At 65.4% G+C, this 20,100-nt stretch carries 15 protein-coding genes and 1 pseudogene; 6 read left to right on the forward strand and 10 right to left on the reverse strand.

Annotated features, from left to right (window positions below; translation table 11 throughout):
- Nucleotides 1–9: 9 nt before the first annotated feature.
- The gene (locus QF036_RS02595; RefSeq protein WP_307098961.1) at nt 10–1,035 is read left to right on the forward strand and encodes a LacI family DNA-binding transcriptional regulator; all 1,026 of its coding nucleotides are present in this window, start codon (nt 10–12) and stop codon (nt 1,033–1,035) included.
- 88 nt (nt 1,036–1,123) lie between these two features.
- On the opposite strand, the gene QF036_RS02600 is transcribed toward QF036_RS02595, so the two are convergent.
- From QF036_RS02600 to chvE, 4 genes are all read right to left on the reverse strand, one after another.
- Entirely contained in the window at nt 1,124–1,333 is a 210-nt protein-coding gene (locus tag QF036_RS02600) for a hypothetical protein (protein WP_307098962.1), read from the reverse strand.
- Nucleotides 1,334–1,369: 36 nt separating this feature from the next.
- Nucleotides 1,370–2,701: a multiple monosaccharide ABC transporter permease gene (mmsB, locus tag QF036_RS02605; protein WP_307098964.1), complete on the reverse strand. Its 1,332-nt coding sequence runs from the start codon at nt 2,699–2,701 to the stop codon at nt 1,370–1,372.
- 6 nt (nt 2,702–2,707) lie between these two features.
- The gene (mmsA, locus tag QF036_RS02610) at nt 2,708–4,237 is read right to left on the reverse strand and encodes a multiple monosaccharide ABC transporter ATP-binding protein (RefSeq protein WP_307098966.1); all 1,530 of its coding nucleotides are present in this window, start codon (nt 4,235–4,237) and stop codon (nt 2,708–2,710) included.
- A gap of 86 nt (nt 4,238–4,323) precedes the next feature.
- A complete protein-coding gene (chvE, locus tag QF036_RS02615; protein ID WP_307098968.1) occupies nt 4,324–5,448 on the reverse strand; it encodes a multiple monosaccharide ABC transporter substrate-binding protein in 1,125 nt (374 codons plus the stop codon).
- Between the two features lie 363 nt (nt 5,449–5,811).
- Here chvE and QF036_RS02620 point away from each other — a divergent pair.
- Together QF036_RS02620 and QF036_RS02625 are read left to right on the forward strand one after the other, a co-directional pair.
- A pseudogene (locus QF036_RS02620) lies at nt 5,812–6,406 on the forward strand (TetR/AcrR family transcriptional regulator).
- Complete coding sequence (locus QF036_RS02625; protein WP_307098970.1) at nt 6,403–7,338, forward strand: DMT family transporter; 936 nt, start codon at nt 6,403–6,405, stop codon at nt 7,336–7,338. The pseudogene QF036_RS02620 and the gene QF036_RS02625 overlap by 4 nt, the downstream one beginning before the upstream one ends.
- A gap of 52 nt (nt 7,339–7,390) precedes the next feature.
- Here QF036_RS02625 and QF036_RS02630 read toward each other — a convergent pair whose 3' ends face one another.
- From QF036_RS02630 to QF036_RS02655, 6 genes are all read right to left on the reverse strand, one after another.
- Entirely contained in the window at nt 7,391–7,585 is a 195-nt protein-coding gene (locus QF036_RS02630; RefSeq protein WP_307098972.1) for a hypothetical protein, read from the reverse strand.
- A 300-nt stretch (nt 7,586–7,885) separates the two neighbouring features.
- On the reverse strand, nt 7,886–9,340 hold the full coding sequence (locus QF036_RS02635; RefSeq protein ID WP_307098973.1) for a family 43 glycosylhydrolase: 1,455 nt from the start codon (nt 9,338–9,340) through the stop codon (nt 7,886–7,888).
- 61 nt (nt 9,341–9,401) lie between these two features.
- Nucleotides 9,402–10,418, reverse strand: a complete 1,017-nt coding sequence (yjfF, locus tag QF036_RS02640) for a galactofuranose ABC transporter, permease protein YjfF (protein ID WP_307098975.1) — start codon at nt 10,416–10,418, stop codon at nt 9,402–9,404.
- On the reverse strand, nt 10,418–11,461 hold the full coding sequence (locus tag QF036_RS02645; protein ID WP_307098976.1) for an ABC transporter permease: 1,044 nt from the start codon (nt 11,459–11,461) through the stop codon (nt 10,418–10,420). The genes yjfF and QF036_RS02645 overlap by 1 nt, the downstream gene beginning before the upstream one ends.
- A complete protein-coding gene (locus QF036_RS02650; RefSeq protein WP_307098977.1) occupies nt 11,458–12,984 on the reverse strand; it encodes a sugar ABC transporter ATP-binding protein in 1,527 nt (508 codons plus the stop codon). Before QF036_RS02650 ends, QF036_RS02645 begins: the two co-directional genes overlap by 4 nt.
- 79 nt (nt 12,985–13,063) lie before the next feature.
- Nucleotides 13,064–14,047 (reverse strand): ABC transporter substrate-binding protein, encoded by a 984-nt coding sequence (locus QF036_RS02655; RefSeq protein ID WP_307098979.1) that lies wholly within the window; start codon nt 14,045–14,047, stop codon nt 13,064–13,066.
- Nucleotides 14,048–14,328: 281 nt separating this feature from the next.
- Here QF036_RS02655 and QF036_RS02660 point away from each other — a divergent pair, with 281 nt between their 5' ends.
- From QF036_RS02660 to QF036_RS02670, 3 genes are all read left to right on the forward strand, one after another.
- The gene (locus tag QF036_RS02660; RefSeq protein ID WP_307098981.1) at nt 14,329–16,611 is read left to right on the forward strand and encodes an alpha-L-arabinofuranosidase C-terminal domain-containing protein; all 2,283 of its coding nucleotides are present in this window, start codon (nt 14,329–14,331) and stop codon (nt 16,609–16,611) included.
- The gene (locus QF036_RS02665) at nt 16,575–16,868 is read left to right on the forward strand and encodes a hypothetical protein (protein WP_307098983.1); all 294 of its coding nucleotides are present in this window, start codon (nt 16,575–16,577) and stop codon (nt 16,866–16,868) included. The genes QF036_RS02660 and QF036_RS02665 overlap by 37 nt, the downstream gene beginning before the upstream one ends.
- A 96-nt stretch (nt 16,869–16,964) precedes the next feature.
- Complete coding sequence (locus QF036_RS02670) at nt 16,965–20,060, forward strand: beta-L-arabinofuranosidase domain-containing protein (RefSeq protein WP_307098985.1); 3,096 nt, start codon at nt 16,965–16,967, stop codon at nt 20,058–20,060.
- The last annotated feature ends 40 nt before the right edge of the window (nt 20,061–20,100 follow it).

Genomic DNA, 20,100 nt, shown 5'->3' on the forward strand with positions numbered 1-20,100 from the left:
TTCGACGCAGTGAGCTCAAGCACCACGCCACGTCCTCCCGTCATGGAGGACGTGGCGCGTCTCGCAGGCGTGTCCCACCAGACCGTCTCGCGCGTGCTGAACACGCACCCGAACGTCAGCGCCAGGACCCGCAAGCGCGTGGAACGCGCGATCGCCGAGCTGGGATACCGCCGTAACACCGCAGCCCGCAGCCTGGTCACCCGGCGTTCGCAGGCCATCGGAGTCCTGGGTGCCGGCACGGCACACTACGGCCCGGCCAACACGCTGCTGGGCGTCCAGCAGGCAGCCCGGAACGAGGGCTATGCCGTCAGCATGGCCAGCCTCAGCGAGGTGACGCCCTCCGGAATCCACGACGCCCTCGAACACTTCCTGCTGCAGTCAGTCGACGGGATCGTGGTGATCGTTCCGCACGAGACGATGCTGAAATCGCTGCACACCATCGCACTGTCCGTCCCGCTGGTTGCCGTGGGGTTCGGGGCGGATGAACACCTGACGGTCGCCGCCGTGAACCAGCGCGTTGGTGCGGCCCTCGCCGTGCAGCACCTGGTGAACCTCGGCCACACGTCAATCGCCCACGTTTCGGGCCCGCAGGACTGGATAGACGCCGCGGCCCGGACCGAGGGCTGGCGGCGCTCCCTTGAACAGGCCGGGCTGCCGGAGGGCGTGCTGATCCAGGGTGACTGGAGCGCCGAAAGCGGCTATCGCGCGGGACTCGAACTGGCGGCTGCCGGCAACGCCACGGCCCTGTTCGCAGCGAACGACCAGATGGCCCTGGGGGCATTGCGCGCGTTCAACGAGTCCGGCCTGCGCGTGCCGGAGGACATCAGCGTGGTGGGCTTCGACGACCAGCCGGAGGCTGGCTATTTCGTCCCGCCGCTGACCACGGTGAACCAGGGTTTCAAGGAGCTCGGTGCGCGGTGCATCCGGATGCTCCTGTCCGACATGGCCAACGGACCTTCGGGGGCGGCCTCGGTCCTCAACCCCAAGCTCGTGGTGCGGGGCTCAACGGCCGCTCCTGCAGAGCCAGCCCAATAAAGCACCACTGCTCTCTTCACCAGCAAAGCCCCCCGCGGTTATCAACCGCGAGGGGCTTTGCTGTGTTGCTCGGTTGGCGCGAAGCGCGTCAGTGAATCACTTCGCGCGTCACGCCGAACGGGACCTGGTCGGAAAGCGCGGCCGTGTAGTTTCCCGGCCTGTGGCGCGTGACCAGGATGCCGTGCGTGCCCGTGAGCATCGCCAGTTCCTGCAGGTCCTTCACGGCGGCCTCGAGGTGCTCGTCCAGGTCGTGCCGGCTCGTGACGTGGATGTCGATGGAATCAAGGAGTGCGGTCATGGCGTGTCCTTTCTGCTGGCTATGGGCGCCCGTGGCCTATGCGTTGCCTGACTCGCGGCTGCCGGCCGCCACGGGCGCGGCCGGTTCGGCCGTTGCCTTGGTTGATGCCGGTGCCTGGGTTTGCGCCGGGGCCTTGGTTTCAGTGGCCGGCGGTGTGGTCCTGAGCTTGAAGCGCTTGGCGATGGAGGTTCCGCCGCCGGCACGGTTCTTGTTGAAGATGTCGAAGCCGACGGCGAGCAGGAGTACCAGCCCCTTGATGAGCTGCTGGTAGTCGGTGCCGAGGCCGAGGATCGACATGCCGTTGTTGAGGACGCCCATGATCAGGCCGCCGATCATGGCTCCGGCCACGGTTCCGATGCCGCCCTGGACCGCTGCTCCGCCGATGAAGGCGGCGGCGATGGAGTCCAGTTCGAAGCCGGTGCCGCCGGCGGGCTGGGCGGAGTTCAGCCGGGCCGTGAAGATGAGGCCGGCCAGTGCGGCGAGGACGCCCATGTTCACGAAGAGCCGGAAGGTCACGGCCTTGGTCTTGATGCCGGAGAGTTCGGCGGCGTGCAGGTTCCCGCCGATGGCGTAGGTGTGCCGGCCGAAGATGCTGTTGTTCATCAGCGCGGAGTAGGCGATGACCAGGGCCGCGAGGACGAGCAGCACGATCGGGGTGCCGCGGTAGCTGGCCAGGAGGAACGTGATGATGAGCATCAGCAGGGCGATGAACGCGGTCTTCGTGGCGAACCAGGCCATGGGCTCGTTTTCCAGGTTGAACCTGCGGCGGACGCGGCGTTCCTTGATCGACTGGAACAGCAGGGCCGCGGTGCCGCCGACGCCGAGGATCACGGTGAGCCATTCGAGCACGGAGGTGCCGCCCGAGATGTCCGGCAGGAAGCCGCCGCCGAGGGCACGGAGCTCGTCCGGGAATGGGGTGATCTGCTGGTTCTTGAGGGTGATCAGGGTCAGGCCGCGGAAGATGAGCATGCCGGCCAGGGTGACGATGAAGGCCGGGATGCCGACGTAGGCGATCCAGTACCCCTGCCACGCGCCGACCAGAGCCCCGACGAGGAGGCAGGCCGGGATCGCTGCCCACCAGGCCCAGCCCCAGTGCACAATCATGACGCCGGCGACGGCGCCGATGAAGCCGGCGATGGAACCGACGGAAAGGTCGATGTGGCCGGCGATGATGACCATGACCATGCCGATGGCCAGAATGAGGATGTAGCTGTTCTGGACGACAAGGTTGGTGACGTTCTGCGGCTCGAGCAGGATCCCGTCGGTGAGGACCTGGAACAGCAGGACGATCAGGATCAGGGCGACGAAGATGCCGACCTGGCGGAGGCGGCTTGCCAGGAAGCCGAGGGATTCTCGTAGGGCGGACATGGCTCGTTATTCCTTCTCTTGGGTCATGTAGTGCATAAGGGTTTCCTGGGAGGCCTCGGCGATCGGGACTTCACCCGTGACGTGTCCGGCGGACAGGGTGTAGATCCGGTCGCAGATGCCCAGGAGCTCGGGGAGCTCGGAGGAGATCACAATGACGGCCTTACCCTGGGTGGCGAGCTCAGCGATGATCGTGTAGATCTCGTACTTGGCGCCGACGTCGATGCCCCGGGTGGGCTCGTCCAGGATCAGCACGTCGGGGTCGGAGAACATCCATTTGCTGAGGACCACCTTTTGCTGGTTGCCGCCGGAGAGCTTCCCGGTGATGGCGGCGACGGACGGGGCCTTGATGTTCATGCTCTTCCGGTAGCTGTTGGCCACCGTGGTTTCCTTGTTCTTGTCCACCCAGCCGCGCTTGGCGAGCTTGGGCAGGGCGGCCATGGAGATGTTCCGCTTGATGTCCTCGATCAGGTTCAGCCCGTAGTGCTTGCGGTCCTCGGTGGCGTAGGCGATGCCGTGGCGGATGGCCTCGGGGACGGTGGAGGTGTTGATTTCCTTGCCGTACTTGAACACCTTTCCGGAGACGGCGCGGCCGTAGGTGCGGCCAAAGACACTCATGGCCAGTTCGGTGCGGCCGGCTCCCATGAGGCCGGCGAGCCCCACCACTTCGCCCTTGCGGACGTTGAGGCTGGCGTTGTGGACCACGGTGCGGCTGTGGTCCTGCGGGTGCTGGACCGTCCAGTCCTCGATGCGCAGGACTTCTTCGCCGATCTGCGGTTCCCGCTCGGGGTAGAGGCTGTCCAGGTCACGGCCCACCATGCCGCGGATGATGCGTTCCTGGGTGATCTGGCCCTGGTCCAGGCGCAGGGTTTCAATGGACTTGCCGTCGCGGATGATGGTGACGGCGTCCGCGACCTTGCGGATTTCGTTGAGTTTGTGGCTGATGATGATGCTGGTGACGCCCTGGCCTTTCAGGTGCAGGATCAGGTCCAGCAGGTGGTTCGAGTCCTCGTCGTTCAGGGCCGCGGTGGGCTCGTCCAGGATCAGCAGCTTCACCTCCTTGGACAGCGCCTTGGCGATTTCGACGAGCTGCTGCTTGCCCACGCTGATGTGCTGGATGGGGGTGGCCGGGTTTTCATCCAGGCCAACCCGGGCCAGCAGCTTGGCCGCCTCCAGGTTGGTTTTGCGCCAGTCGACCCAGCCGCGGGTAGCCATTTCGTTGCCCAGGAAGATGTTTTCCGCGATGGACAGGTACGGGCTCAGTGCCAGCTCCTGGTGGATGATCACGATGCCGCGCTTCTCGCTGTCGCTGATGGACGCGAAGTCGCACGGTTCGTTCTCGAAGAGGATGTCCCCCTCGAAGGTGTTGTGGGCGTAGACGCCGGAGAGCACCTTCATCAGGGTGGACTTGCCTGCCCCGTTTTCGCCGCAGATCGCGTGGACCTCGCCGCGGTTCACATCCAGGGTGACATCCTGGAGGGCTTTGACGCCGGGGAAGGTCTTGGTGATCCCGCGCATCTGAAGAATGGGTACGTTCATTGGTTATTTCCCGCTGATCTGTTCGATGAGCTGATCTGTTCGAGGGGGAGGGGGCGCCTGCGGCTGCAGGCGCCCCCGCAATACTGCTACTTGATGTCGGCGTCGGTGTAGTAACCGGAGTCGATGAGTTCCTGCTTGTAATTGTCCTTGGTGACGATCACGGACTTCAGCAGGAAGGCCGGGACAACCTTGACCTTGTTGTTGTAGGTCTCGGTGTCATTGGTCTCGGGCTGCTGGCCCTTCAGGACCGCGTCCACCATCTTCACGGCCTGCTCGCCGAGCTTGCGGGTGTCCTTGAAGATCGTGGAGTACTGCTCGCCGGCAACGATGGACTTCACCGAGCCCTTTTCCGCGTCCTGGCCGGTCACGACCGGCAGGGCGCCCTTGGAGTAGCCGCCGGTGCTGGTCAGGGCCGAGATGATGCCGATGGAGAGGCCGTCATAGGGCGACAGCACGCCGTCGAGCTTCTTGCCTGAACCGTAAGCGGCGGTGAGGATGTCTTCCATCCGCTTCTGGGCGGTTGCCGCCTGCCAGCGCAGGATGGCAGCCTGCTCAAACTTGGTCTGGCCGCTGGGCACCTTGAGGGTGCCGGCATCCAGGTACGGCTTCAGGGTGTCCATGGCGCCGGTCCAGAAGAAGTTGGCGTTGTTGTCGTCGGGGCTGCCCGCGAAGAGTTCCACGTTGAAGGGGCCCTTGCCCTCGACCTTCTTGCCGGAGGCGTCCACCAGGCCAAGCCCGGTCAGCAGCGAGGTGGCCTGCTGGACGCCCACTTCATAGTTGTCGAAGGTGGTGTAGTAGTCCACATTTGGGGTGCCGTTGATCAGCCGGTCGTAGGCGATGACCTTGACGTTCTGTTCCTTGGCCTTGGCCAGGACATCCGTCAGCGTAGTGCCGTCGATGGCGGCGATGATCAGGGACTTGGCGCCCTTGGTCAGCATGTTCTCGATCTGCGAGACCTGGGTGGGAATGTCGTCGTTGGCGTACTGCAGGTCCGTCTTGTAGCCGAGCTTGGTCAGGGATGCGGAGACGTTCTTGCCGTCCGCGATCCAGCGTTCCGACGTCTGCGTCGGCATGGAGATTCCCACCAGGGCACCGGCAGCGTCGGCGCTGCTGGAGTTGGTGGCGGCGCCGGGACGGCTGCCGCAGCCGGTGGCCCCCACCGTAACAGCCAGGACGACGGCGACGGCGCCCAGGAGTTTCTTGATTCTCACGTTATTCTCCTTCCGTGGCCTGGTCGGGCCACGAATCGGTGCTTGAGCGGAAAGCGTATGTACTTTCCGCCAGGGCCGGCCACTTGTGTCCGGCGTACCGAGGCCGTTCCGCAGGACCGGCACCGGAGGCTGTCATCACCGGAGCGGAGACTCCGGCTGCCCCAACATCTCTGTTAGCGCTAACAATCATGGACTATGTTATCCCCGCCGAGGCTGTGAAGCAAGACACAGATTGATGACAATGACGGCGGCGCCTGGCGCTGCTTCAGGGTGCGCCACCCGGGGGTTGCGGAGGTTTGCTGTCCGTGGGTTAGTAGGTAGACTGGTCTACCTACTAACTGTCTTTTGTAGGAGGTTTTAGTCGTGGCTGCACCTGAAGGCCGAGCAGCAAGGCGGCCTGCCCGCGCATCGCTCCTTGAGGCGGCGGCGCGGCTCTTCTATGCCGACGGCGTTGCGGCCACGGGCATCGACTCCATCACGGCGGCGGCCGGCGTGGCCAAGAAAAGCCTCTACAACAACTTCGCGTCCAAGGCGGACCTGGTGGCGGCCTACCTCGCCGACCGGCATGAGGAATGGCTCGCCCTGTACCGGAAGGCGGGTTGCGTCGGCGGCCAGTGCCCAAGACCGTGTCCTGGCTGTGTTCGACGCCTACATCGACCACGCGAACTTTGCCTACGAACACGGTTTCAGGGGGTGCGGCCTGCTCAATGCTGCCGCGGAACTTCCTGCGGGCGCTCCCGGACGGCAGGCCGTACGGCAGCACAAGGAAGAAGTTGAGGGCCTCCTGCTCAAGCACCTGGCGGAGCTGCTGCCACGGCAGGATGAGGCGGCGGGCAGGGTTGCCCGGCACCTGGCGTTCCTGCTTGAGGGTTCAATGGCGAGGGCTGGCCTTGAGGGTGGAGACCGTTGCCTGCACGAGGCCCGGCTGATGGCGGCCCGGATCTTGGAGGAGCTGTGAAAGCGGTGCTTGGCCGATTCAACGGGCCCCTCCTGGGTGCGCTTTTTGTTCTGGCCGCGTCGGCGCTTTGGGGTACGACCGGAACCGTCGCCACGTTCGCGCCGTCGGTGAGTCCGCTGGCTATCGGTGCCGTGGCGATGGGCGTGGGCGGATTGCTGCAGGCGCTGTACGCGGTGCAGCCGATTGCAAGCCAGTGGGGCAGCCTCCGCGGCCGGTGGCTGCTTGTTTCCCTGGGTGCTGGCGCGGTGGCCGTGTACCCCCTTGCCTTCTACAGCTCCATGCACCTGGCTGGCGTGGCGCTCGGAACGGTGGTCTCGATCGGCTCGGCCCCTCTGGCTTCGGCCATCATCGAGCGGCTGGCGGAGCGCAAAGTCCTGACCCGCCGCTGGATGCTCGGCGCGCTGATCGGGGTGGCGGGCGCCGGACTGCTGTGCTTTGCCGGTGGCGGTGCGGAACGCCCGGGTGCCCTTGCTGAACACTGGGCCGCGCCGACGGGAATCGTTCTGGGGCTCCTGGCAGGCGTCACCTATGCCTTGTACTCGTGGGCGGCCCACCGCCTGATCAGCGGCGGAGTGTCATCCCGCGCCGCCATGGGTGCGGTGTTCGGGCTGGGCGGAGTGCTCCTGATGCCAGTGCTCGCCGTGACCGGCGGGCCGCTCCTTGAGTCCTGGGGCAATTTCACCGTGGGTGCCTATATGGCGCTTGTCCCGATGTTCGCCGGCTACGTCCTGTTCGGTTGGGGACTGGCGCGCGTCCGCGCGAGCACCGCAACGGGCCTTTCCCTTATGGAGACCGTTGTCGCCGCCGTGTTGGCGGTTGTGGTGGTGGGGGAGCGGTTGCCTGCGCTGGGATGGCTCGGCGTCGTCATGGTGCTGGCGAGCCTGTTTGTCCTGACTCCCCGCCAGCCCGCCCGGCCGCAGCCGGGGGGTTAGCGTGAAAGGAACGGCAATGACGCGGACGCTCCGCAGCTACCCTTTGGGAATTTCAGGCTGCCCGCTGACGGTCAAAGTTCGCTATTTCGAACCCGCGCGTGGCGCTAAAGACGCCGACACTCTCCGGCGAGCAAACGAAGAACTGTGGCTGCTCTACCGGCGCGAACGGAACGATGAGCCACCGGCCGCCGTAGAACTCGACATAGGAGTCCGGGGGGCACCGTGCGTAAGCTTCTTCCCGCGTCATGATCTTTCCTTTCGATGAGTAGCTGCAGCAGCTGTTGCTGATGATTTCTGCCTGAAATCCATGATTCCGAAACGAACGGGCAGGGGTAACGCCGTTTTTTGACGGTTCTGACTACCCTTTCGGGTGGGGCCCTGTTGAACCCGGTCAATGGCAGAAGCGCCGAGGGCTTTCCAACGCCTTAAAAAGCAGCAGGGCCGGCGGTGAAACCGCCGGCCCTGCCATATGCACAACCACCACATCACCAGTGATTCGCAGTCACCCACGCGCCCGGCGCGCGGGAGTCTCAGGATTCAGAGAGGACTAGGAGCGCAGGTAGAACGTGGCCGCCGGGCGCTCGTCCTTGCCCACCTTTGCCAGCGCCAGGGCACCCTGCCGGAGGACAAGGTAGGCGCCCGGGACGTCGACCGACTCGAAGGAGGCGCCGGCGGCATCTGACAGGCCGCCCCGCCGAAGGAAGGCCGACGACGACCCCTCCGTCGTCGCGATGCTCACCGATGTTCCCTGCACCCGGAGATAGCGGCCCTTGGTCAGCACGGGCTCGATGACCACGGAGTTCTTCTTGGCGTAGCCGGGCGCGATGCGGAACTGGGATGACCCAAGTGCAGGGGAGGAAGCGGCCGTGACGGTGGCGCCGTCGTGCGCCAGGAATGTGCCCGGGCCCGAGGCGGGCTCCAGGCGGACGGGCAGTTCGCCGTCGCCCACCGGTACGCCGAAGTTCGGTGTGCCGTCTGCGTTCCAGTACAGCCGCTGCACCCGGGCGTGCCGGTTGGGGTCGTACAGCGGGTCGCCGACGATAGTGCGGTAGGACCGGGCGTGGTAAACCAGCACGTCGTTTCCGGCCTCGTCCACAGTGAACGAGTTGTGGCCGGGACCGTACTGCTTGGAGCCCTCGGTGGTGACAAAGACGGGGACGGGAGTCTTCGTCCATGAGGCTGCAGAGAGCAGGTCGGCGCTGGCATCCGCCGTCAGCAGGCCCATGCAGTAGTTGGCGTCCGTGGCACTCGCGGAGAAGGTGACAAAGATGCGGCCGTTCCGCTTGATGACCGCGGCGCCTTCGTTGACCTTGTAGCCCCTGGTCTCCCAGTCCAGCGTCGGAACAGCGATGCGCACGGGGGTGCTGGAGAGCGTTGACGGCGACGACATGGACGCGATGTACAGGCTGGAGTTCACGCCGGTGTCGCTTTGGGCCCACAGCAGGTAGCGCGTGCCCTGATGCTCGAACGTGGTGGCATCCAGGGAGAAGGTGTCGGCATGCGTGTACACGCGGACCGGCGGTCCCCACACGGCGGTGGTCGGATCGGCGTCGCTAGTGGAAATCACATAGATCCGCACCCGGAAGACGTCGCTGCTGTCCCCGCCGGCGAAGTAGATGTGCCACTGGCCGTCGAAGTGGTGCAGTTCCGGAGCCCAGATGTGGCCGCCCATGGTTCCGGAGGCGGGCCGCGTCCAGACCACAGTTTCCGAAGCGCTGCCGAGCCCCGCGATGGTGGGGGAGGAGCGGACGATGATGCGGTTGTACTCAGGCACGGAACCGGTGAAGTAGTACTTGCCGTCCGTGTGCTTCATGAGCCACGGGTCCGCCCGCTGCGGAACCACCGGGTTGATCACCTGGGCCGGATCAGCGGCGGCGGCAGCGGCGGGCGCCGCCACCAGTGCCCCGCCGCCGGCACCCGCGACGGCGAAGGCTGCTGCGGCCGCGGTTCCGGTGCCCAGGAAGGACCGGCGGGAGAACTGGCGGTTGACGGAATCATTCATGCTGAAAAAGTCCTTTCGACGTGCGGGAGGGAGGAACGGGCAAAGCGGGACAGGTAAAGAGTCAGCCGGCTTTCCGGGCGAAGAGCCGCTGCAGCAGGATGAAGACGAGGAGCAGGCCGCCGATGACGATCTTGGTCCACCAGGAGCTGAGGGTGCCGTCGTAGGCGATGAAGGTCTGGACGATGCCCAGCACCAGCACGCCGACGACGGATCCGAGCACGTAGCCGGTGCCGCCGGTCAGCAGGGTGCCGCCGATGACCACTGCAGCGATGGCGTCGAGCTCCATGCCCTGGGCAGCCAGGCTGTAGCCGGAGAGGCTGTAGAAGGAGAACAGGATGCCGGCAACGGCCGAGCAGAGGCCGCTGAGGGCGTAGACAAGGATCTTGGTGCTCTTCACCGGCAGGCCCATCAGCATGGCCGAGTGTTCGTTGCCGCCGATGGCGTAGACGGTCCGCCCGAAGCGGGTGTGGTGCAGGACGAAGAAGGCGATGGCCACGATTCCGAGGGCCAGGAGGACGCCGGGTGAGACGAAGAGGTCGCCGGGCAGCGGGATCTGTGCCTGCGCCATGCCGGTGAAGAATCCTTCGGTGACCGGGATGGAGTCGAGGCTGATGACGTAGCAGAGGCCGCGGGCAAGGAACATTCCGGCCAGCGTCACGATGAACGGCTGGATGTCGAAGTACTGGATGATCAGCCCCATCAGGAGCCCGAGGCCGCCGCCGATGAGCAGCACGAGGACGATGACGGCTCCTGCGTTCCAGCCCTGCTGCAGGAGCGTGGCGCTCACCATCATGGACAGTGCGACGACGGCCCCGACGGAAAGGTCGATGCCGCCGGTCAGGATCACGAAGGTCATGCCGACGGCCAGCACGATGAGGAAGGTGTTGTCGATGAAGAGGTTCAGGAAGACCTGGCCGGAGAGGAAGCTGGGGTACATCCCCGCCCCCACGGCGAACATGGCGAGGAACAGGCCCACCGTGGCCAGTGTCGGCGCGTAGCGGGCACCTCCGCGCAGGCGGCTGCTCGCCGGCGACGGCTTCTTGAGGGTCAGGGGCGTGAGCGTGGACAGCGGGGACATTAGATGGCGACCTTTTCCTTTGCGGCTTCCTTTGCGGCGGGCTTGGGTGCTGCCTTGAGCCTGTTGAGCAGGTTCCGCGCCTTGGGCGCCTGCAGGAGGCAAACGGTGATGACCACGAGCGCCTTGAACACCAGGGTCACCTCCGGCGGGATCCCGAGCGTGTAGACGGTGGTGGTCAGTGTCTGGATGATGAAGGCCCCGACGACGGTTCCCACCAGGGTGTAGCGCCCGCCTGCCAGTGAGGTGCCGCCGATGACGACGGCCAGGATGGCGTCCATTTCAATGTAGAGCCCGGCATTGTTGGCGTCGGCCGCCGTCACGTTGGAGCTGATCATCAGGCCGGCAATCGCGGCGCAGATGGCGCTGAAGACGTAGACGATCCAGATGATGTTCCGTGCGCGGAGTCCGGCCAGGCGGCTGGCGACGGGGTTGATGCCGACGGCCTCGATCAGGGTTCCCAGTGCGGTGCGCCGGGTCAGGACGGCGGCCAGGGCGAAGACGGCCGCGGTGATGAGGATGGAGATCGGCAGGGTGAACAGGTATCCGGCACCGATCGATTTGTAGTGGTCGTTGGACACGGAGATGATCTGGCCGCCGGTGATGAGCTGGGCGACGCCGCGGCCGGCTGTCATGAGTACCAGGGTGGCGATGATCGGCTGCACGCCGATGGTGGACACCAGGAAGCCGTTCCAGACACCGAGGACGAGGCCGGCGACGACGGCGATGAGGACCGCCGTGGCGGCCGTCACCGGGGACCCGGGGTCGGGGGAGGCGGCGATGTAGGCGCACGAGGCGGCACCGGCAATCGCCACCACTGCGCCGACTGAGAGGTCGATGCCGCGGGTGGCGATGACCAGGGTCATGCCGAGGGCGATGAGGATGGTCGGGGCTCCGTTGCGCATGATGTCGATCAGGCTGCCGTAGAGGTGCCCGTCCTGCATCCGAAGGCCCAGGAAGTCGGGGCGGAAGACCTGGTTCAGCAGCAGCAGTGCTGCCAGGGCTATCACCGGCCAGGCAAGGCGGTGTTTGAGGAGTGATTTCACTGAGCACCTCCGGCGATGACCGTCATGACGTCTTCCACGGAGACGCCGTCGTTGTTGATTTCGGCGACCATTGCCCTGTCCTTGATGACCGCGACGCGGTCGCTCACGCGCAGCACCTCCTCAAGTTCGGAGGAGATGAAGAGGATGGACATCCCGTCGGCGGCGAGTTTGTTGACGAGCTTTTGGATTTGGGTCTTGGCTCCGATGTCGATGCCGCGGGTGGGCTCGTCGAGGATCAGGAGTTCGGGGTGGGTCACCAGCCAGCGGGCCAGGAGCACCTTCTGCTGGTTTCCGCCGCTGAGGTTGCGGATGAGCGCGTCGGGATTGGCCGGCCGGATGTCGAGGGCTTCGATGTACTCGGCCACCAGCTCATCCTGGACGCGGCGGGGGATGCGGCACACCCAGCCCTTGCTGGCCTGCATGGCCAGCACCAGGTTGTCGCGCACGGTGAGGTCCCCGATGAGGCCTTCCTCCTTGCGGTCCTCGGAGCAGAATCCGATGCGCTTGTCGATGGCCGCCCGCGGCGAACGGATCTTCTGGCCCGCGCCCTTGACCTTGATGGAGCCTTCGTCGGCCTTGTCCGCTCCGAAAAAGAGCCGGGCGATCTCGGTCCGGCCGGCACCGAGCAGGCCGGCCAGGCCCACCACTTCACCCGGATAAATGGACAGGTCCACGTTGGACACGGAGCCCTTCCGGCCGAGGCCCTGGGCCTCGATGAAGGGCGTGACGCCGGCGCCGCTGCCGGCGCGGGTCCGGGCAGGGGCCTGGTCCAGTTCGGCGAGGGCCTCCATGTCCTTGCCGATCATCTTGGAGATGAGGCTCATGCGGGAGAGGTCGCGGGTCAGGTACTCACCCACGAGTTTTCCGTTGCGCAGGACGGTCATGCGGTCGGAGATCTCGTAGACCTGCTCCAGGAAGTGGGAAACGAACAGGATGGCGACGCCGCGGTCGCGGAGGTCCCTGATGACGCGGAACAGCTGATTGACCTCGTCGGCGTCCAGGCTCGACGTCGGCTCGTCCAGGATAAGGACCTTGGCGTTGATCTCCACCGAACGGGCGATGGCGATCAGCTGCTGGACGGCGATGGAGTGGGTGGACAGCAGGGAACCGGGATCGATGTGGTCCAGCTGCAGTTCGGCCAGGACCTCCCGCGTCCGGGACCGCACGCCCTTCCAGTCGATGGAACCCCGACGGCGGGGCTCGCGGCCCAGCAGGACGTTTTCCTCAACGGTGAGGTTGGGGCAGAGGTTGACCTCCTGGTAGACGGTGCTGATGCCCGCGGCCTGGGATTCGCCCGGCGTCGAGAAACGCTGCGGTTCGCCGAGGACCGTGATGGCACCGGAATCAATGGTGTACACGCCGGTCAGGGCCTTGATCAGCGTGGACTTCCCGGCTCCGTTCTCGCCCATCAGGGCGTGGACCTCACCCTGGAACAGGCGGAAGTCGACGCCGTCGAGCGCCTTAACCCCTGGGAATCCAATAGCTATGTCGGTCATCTCGACGACCGGAACGATTTCGTTCATCCTCGTGTCTTTCCTGTGATTGGTGTGCCGTGCGGCGGCGGTAATCCGCCGCCGCACGGACGTTCAGGGGCGCCGCGGCTCAGTACGGGCGGCTGGCAAGAACCTGCTTGGCCTGCTCCTGCGTGAAGGTCGTCTCCTCGGTGACGACGCGCTCGGGCACGCTCTCACCGGCAATGACCTTCTTCGCGAGATCCATGAGCTGGTCGCCGAGCATGGGGCTGCACTCGACGATGTAGTTGATCTTGCCGTTGCTCAGCGCAGTCATGCCGTCCTTCACGGCGTCGATGGTGATGATCTTGATGTCCTTGCCGGGAACCTTGCCGGCGGCTTCGATCGCTTCGATGGCGCCGAGGCCCTCGTCGTCGTTGTGGGCGAACACGACGTCGATGTCAGCGTTGTTCTTGAGGAAGGCCTCCATGACCTGCTTGCCGCCGCTGCGGGTGAAGTCGCCGCTCTGCGAGGCGACGATCTTCAGCTTCGGGTCAGCCTTAATGGCTTCCGCGAAGCCTTCCTTCCGGTCGTTCGCGGGTGCGGATCCGGTGGTGCCCTGGATTTCGACGATGTTGACGGTGTCTGTTGCTGACTTGGACTCCTTGACCAGCCAGTCTCCGGCCTTCTTGCCTTCCTCCACGAAGTCGGAGCCGAGGAAGGTCTTGTAGAGCGTCTTGTCCGAGGAGTCCACCGCGCGGTCCGTCAGGATCACCGGAATCTTGGCATTCTTCGCTTCCTTCAGCACCGTGTCCCAGCCGGACTCCACAACGGGGGAGAACGCGATGACATCGACCTTCTGCTGGATGTAGGAGCGGATGGCCTTAATCTGGTTCTCCTGCTTCTGCTGGGCGTCGGAGAACTTCAGGTCGACTCCGGCCTTCTTCGCCGAATCTTGGACCGACTTGGTGTTGGCCGTCCGCCAGCCGCTCTCGGCGCCGACCTGGGCGAAGCCCATGGTGATCTTGTCATCGCCGGAGGTGCCGGCAGCACTGCCGGCACCAGCGGTCCCGCCGCACGCAGTGAGGGTAAGCATTGATGCGGCGGCAACCGCAAGCAGGGATTTCTTAAACACAACATCCTCCCGGAAGCGTAGTTACATTGCAGGCGGGAGACTTCAAACACCGCCGTTGCTGCAAGTGAGCTGATGCGCTCGTGGATCATTGTGAACGCTAACAATCCGGCCCGTCAAGTAGTTCGGGTCACAATTCCGTGCTCGTATGCGAAGCCTGCTGATTTTTGTGAATCCTCTTTACAAGAGGCGAAAGATGTCGAATACTCAACTCCGGTCGGCGTTTTGTTAGCGTTAACACTGATCGCCGGCGAACCGTTCAATGGAGAAAGGCCATCCCTTCCATGCCATCCAAACCATCAAGTCCCGCCAAGCGGACGTGCACGCTCGTGCTTGCCGGGTCCCTGACGGCTGCTCTGCTGTCACTGACGCCGGCCATCGGCGCCAATGCCGAGTCTGCCCAGAACCGGACCATCAGCATCGACACCGCCGGCTCCGGGCCTTCGATCGATTCGACCATGTACGGAGCCTTCTACGAGGACATCAACCAGGGCGCCGACGGCGGCATCTACGCGGAGCTCGTCCAGAACCGGTCGTTTGAGTTCAACTCCGCCGACAACCGCACCTACAGCCCGATGACCGCCTGGGAAACCCTGAAGCGGGGCAGCGACGGAACGGTCGCCGTCGTCAATGACAACAACCGGCTGAACGAAAACAACCGGAACTACCTGCTGGTCGAAGCCACCAGCGCGGGCGCCGGAACCGGCGCCGGGGTGGGCGTGCGCAACAGCGGATGGAACGCCGGGCAAAAGCTTGAGGCGCACAAAAAGTACAACTACTCGGTGTGGGCGCGCACGTCCAACCCTGCGGGATCAACCCTGGCCGTGACGCTGGAGACGCCCGAAGGCACCCGTCTGGACATCGCCGCCATCAAGGTCAAGGGTGACCGCTGGGCCAAGTACGAGGTGACTCTCTCGCCCAAGTCCTCCACGGGCGCCGGCCGGCTCACGACCCTCGTCCAGGGCACCGGCACGGTCCGGCTCGACATGGTGTCGCTGTTCCCCAAGGACACCTGGAACGGCAGGGAAAACGGCCTCCGTAAGGACCTTGCCGAGAAGATCAACGACCTGCACCCCGGATTCCTGCGCTTCCCCGGCGGCTGCATCGTCAACACCGGAAGCTATGACACCTACTCGGCCCCCAACTACACACGGGCCCGCACCTACCAGTGGAAAGACACCATCGGGCCGGTGGAACAGCGTCCGGCGAACCGGAACTTCTGGGGCTACAACCAGACCTACGGCCTGGGCTACATGGAGTACTTCCAGTGGGCCGAGGACATGGGAGCCGCCCCCGTGCCGGTGGTGCCGGTGGGCGTGACCGGCTGCGGCGACAACAACCAGGCCCCGGACCAGGCAACGCTTGACCGCTACATCCAGGACACCCTGGACCTGATCGAGTTCGCCAACGGCGACGCCAGCACCGAGTGGGGCGCCAAGCGCATCGCCTACGGCCATCCGGCACCGTACAACCTCGACCGCATTTCCCTGGGCAACGAGGAGTACAAGCCGGAGTTCAAGCAGTACTTCACCCAGTTCTACAACGCCGTCCGCAAGGCCCACCCGGAGATCAAGATCATCGGAAACACCGGCCCGTTCAGCCAGGGTCCCGAATTCGACGACCTGGCCAAATTCAACGCCGACACCGGCGTCGACCTCGTTGACGAGCACTACTACAACGACCCCTCCTGGTTCCTGAACAACAACCACCGCTACGACTCCTACGACCGCAACAGCTACAAGGTCTTCCTCGGCGAGTACGCCTCCCGCGGAAACAAGCCCGACAACGCACTGGCCGAAGCCTCCTACATGACCGGCCTCGAGCGGAATGCGGACGTGGTCAAGATGGCGTCCTATGCGCCGCTGATCGCGAACGAAGCGAACACGCAGTGGAGCCCGGACATGATGTTCTTCAACGGCACGTCCGTGCGCACCACCCCCAACTACGAGGTCCAGAAGCTGTTCATGAACAACGTCGGCAACCAGGTGGTGCCGAGCAGGCAGGACAACCCGGCCTCCACCGTCGTGCCGATTTCCGGCAAGATCGGCCTGTCCACGTGGGCCACCTCCGCCCGCTACGACGACGTCAAGGTCACCGGCCAGGACGGCGCAACCCTGTTCAGCGACGACTTCTCCGGAACCGCCGCGGCCTGGACCGGCAACGGTACCGGATCCTGGTCCATCCAGGACGGCGGCTACGTCCAGTCCAGCACCACCGCCCAGAACACCATGGTGACCGCCGGCAGCGCTGACTGGAGCAACTACACGCTCAGCACCAAGGCAACCAAGCTGGCCGGTTCCGAAGGATTCCTCGTCTCTTTCGGCGTCAAGGACACCGGAAACTACTTCTGGTGGAACCTGGGCGGCTGGAACAACTCCAAGTCCGTCGTCGAAAAGGCCGTCAACGGTGGCAAGACGAACGTCATCGAAAAGAACACCGTGATCCAGACTGGACATGAATACGACATCCGGATCGAGGTTACCGGGCGCACGGCCAAGCTCTCTACCTGGACGGAGTCCTGTGGGGCACGGTGGACGACACGCAGGCCGATCCCGTCTACTCCGTAGTCACCAAGGACACCAAGTCCGGCGACACCATCGTGAAGGTGGTCAACACGAAGGCCGACAAGACGCCGGTGGACATCAAGGTGGCGGGTGCAGCCAACATCAGCACCACGGCCGCGGTAACCACCCTGACCCAGACCGCTGACGGGCAAAACCTGGCCCCGGCGTCGAGCACCTTCAACGGAGCCGGGACGGCGTTCACCTATGAGTTCGAGCCCAAGTCGGTGACCTTCATCCGGCTCGCCGCAGCCCGCAAGTAGGCAGCACACCAAAGCCACGGCTTTGACCGGGAAGGCCCGGCTGGATTGCACAGCCGGGCCTTCCCCTTTACCCGGAACATTCCCCCAGGAGATCCAATGACGAATCACGTGTCCAGACGAAACATTCTTCGGCTTGGGGCTGCCGCGGCCGCCCTGCCCTGGCTGCCATCGCTTGCCTCCGCAGCCGCGACGGCCGCGGAGGGCCCGACGACCAATGCACTCGCCGCCGCGGCGGCGGCCGTCCGTCCCTTCAAGCTGTCCGACGTGAGCCTGGGGCCAGGGGTGTTCGGCCGGAAACGTGAGCTGATCCTGAACTTCGCCCGCGGGTACGACGAGCGTCGCTACGTCAACGTCTTCCGCGCCAACGCCGGCCTGCGGCCGCTCGACGGGGTGGTTCCGCTGCCGGCGGGAGGCTGGGAAGGGCTCGACGGCGAGGCGAACGGCAACCTGCGCGGGCACTTCACCGGGCACCACATGTCCATGCTTGCCCAGGCGTATGCGGGCACGGGGGAGGAGGCCTTCGGAACCAAGCTACGGAACCTGGTGGGGTCCCTGCACGAATGCCGGCAGGCGCTCGCCCGGGAGCCCACCATCCAGACCGTTGCCGGACGCCTGCCCGGGACCGCCGTCGACATTGCCCGGGGTTCCTACATGCACGGCCAGCTCCCCGCGGGCACCCTTGACGGGCTGGCGGCCATGACCTTCGCCGCGTGGGTGCGCCCGACGGCGGCGGCGAACTGGGCGCGCATCTTCGACTTCGGCAACGACACCAAAACGTACGCCTTCCTCGCCCAGCGCGACGGCGCCGGGCTGCCGCGGTTCGCCATCACACGGAACTTTGCCGGGGGTGAGCAGACAATCGTGGGCACTGCCCCGCTGCCGGTCAACGAGTGGAGCCACGTTGCGGTCACCCTGGACGGCCAGGCCGGAACGCTGTACGTCAACGGAAAGCAGGCCGGCAGGAACGCTGCCCTGACCCTGACCCCGGCCCTGCTGGGAAGCCTCGCCAACGTGTGGCTTGGCCGGTCGCAGTACAACGATCCCAACTTCCCCGGCGCCTACCAGGACGTGAACATCTGGTCCTCCGCGCTGACCGCCGGGCAGATCGGCGAGCTGGCGGCAGCCCGCGCGTCGGGCACTTCGGCGGGGAACGGCGACGTCCTCTCCCTCGCCTGCAGCGAAACCAGCGGAAACGTGCTGGCCGATGCCTCCGGGAAGGGCCGGCATGCAGCGCTCCGGCGCACCTGGGGCGTGCCCAGCCATCCCGGATTCCTCGCTGCCTACCCGGAGACCCAGTTCATCGAGCTGGAGAGCAGGACCACGCCGGACTACTTCCGCGTCTGGGCTCCCTATTACACCGCGCACAAGATCCTGAAGGGTCTCCTCGATGCCTACACCGCTACCGCGGAACCAAAGGCGCTGGACCTGGCAACCGGGCTCTGCGACTGGATGCACTCGCGGCTGAGCAAACTCACGCCGGCAGTACGCCAGCGGATGTGGGGAATCTTCTCCAGCGGCGAATACGGCGGCGTCGTGGAAGCCATCCTGGAGACCTACGGGCACTCGGGCAAGCCGGAGCACCTGGAGCTCGCCAAGTACTTCGATCTCGACTCCCTCATTGATGCGTGCGCCCAGAACAAGGACGTCCTCGCCGGGCTGCACGCCAACCAGCACATCCCGATCTTCACTGGTCTGGTGCTGATGTATAACGCGACCGGGGAGGAGCGGTACCTCACCGCGGCCCGCAACTTCTGGACCATGGTGGTGCCCACGCGCATGTTCAGCATCGGCGGGACCAGCCAGGGCGAGTTCTGGAAGGAACGGGACCGGGTCGCGGCCACCCTGAACGCGACCGACGCCGAATCCTGCTGCGCCTACAACATGCTCAAGCTGTCCCGCGAGCTGTTCTTCAGGGAGCAGAACCCCGCGTACATGGACTATTACGAGCGGGCACTTTTCAACCAGGTCCTCGGGTCCAAGCAGGACAAGGAAAGCGCGGAGCTGCCGCTGGCCACCTACTTCATCGGCCTGCAGCCGGGCGCCGTCCGCGACTTCACGCCCAAGCAGGGCACCACGTGCTGCGAGGGCACCGGCCTCGAGTCGGCCACGAAGTACCAGGATTCGGTCTACTTCACCGCCCATGACGACAGCGCGCTCTACGTCAACCTCTACATGCCGTCCACGCTCCGGTGGGCTGCGAAGAACGTTACGGTCACCCAGCAGACCTCCTACCCCTTCGAGCAGCGCACAACCCTGCAGGTTGCGGGCTCCGGACAGTTCGAGCTCCGGCTGCGGGTCCCGGCGTGGGCCACCGCCGGCTTCACCGTCCGGGTCAATGGTGCAGTAACGGAGGCAGCGGCCACCGCTGCTGTCCCGGCCACGCCGGGCACCTACCTCAGCATCGCCAGGGCCTGGAAGAACGGGGACACCGTGGACGTCGAGATGCCGTTCACCCTCCGCGCCGAGCGGGCCCTGGACGACCCGTCCGTGCAGACCCTCATGTACGGGCCGGTGCACCTCGTGGCGCGCGACGCCCGCACGAATCTTCTCCCGTTCAGCCTTTACGGGACGGCCAGACTCAACGGCGATCTCGCCCCGGCTCTCCGGCCGGTCGCGGGCAAGCCCCTGCACTTCACCCTCGCCGGCGTCGAACTGGCACCCTTCCTCGAGGGAACCGAGGATGCCTTCCACTCGTACTTCCGGCGCGCCGAGCCGTCCGTGGTGTTCGGCGGCGTGGACTCCGGCGTGGCCAACCCGGCGCGGGCCAACAAGATTACGCTCCTCGACGACGTCTGGCAGTCAGCACCGTTCGCCAACAAGCCGGAGCTGCTTCGGCGCGCGGCCCAGGTGACGGAGGCGTGGGTCTCCGAGGGCTCGCTCAGCCGCGCGGACGCAGACCGGATCTATGGTGCAGCCCAGCGGGCCGCGTTCGGCAGCCCCGAAAGCGAGATCGACGACCTGCAGCAGATTGCGGCGGCTGCGCTGGCGGCCGGCCGGATCACGGCGGAAACCGGCGACATGCTCGGCGCCCGGCTGAAATCGGCCAGCAAAGCGCTCGCCCAGAAAACCACGGCCAAGGCCGTGCACTATCTCGGGCAGTACATCGACGGCGCCACCCGGGATATTGCCGACCAGTCGCTGCGGGACCTGCTGGTCAGCGGCGCGCAGGCGCTGGTAGCCAGGCTGAACTAACTTACCCATCAACCATCGCGGCCTCCGGGCCGCCCGAACG

Source organism: Arthrobacter globiformis (assembly GCF_030817195.1).
Classification (GTDB): Bacteria; Actinomycetota; Actinomycetes; order Actinomycetales; family Micrococcaceae; genus Arthrobacter; species Arthrobacter globiformis_D.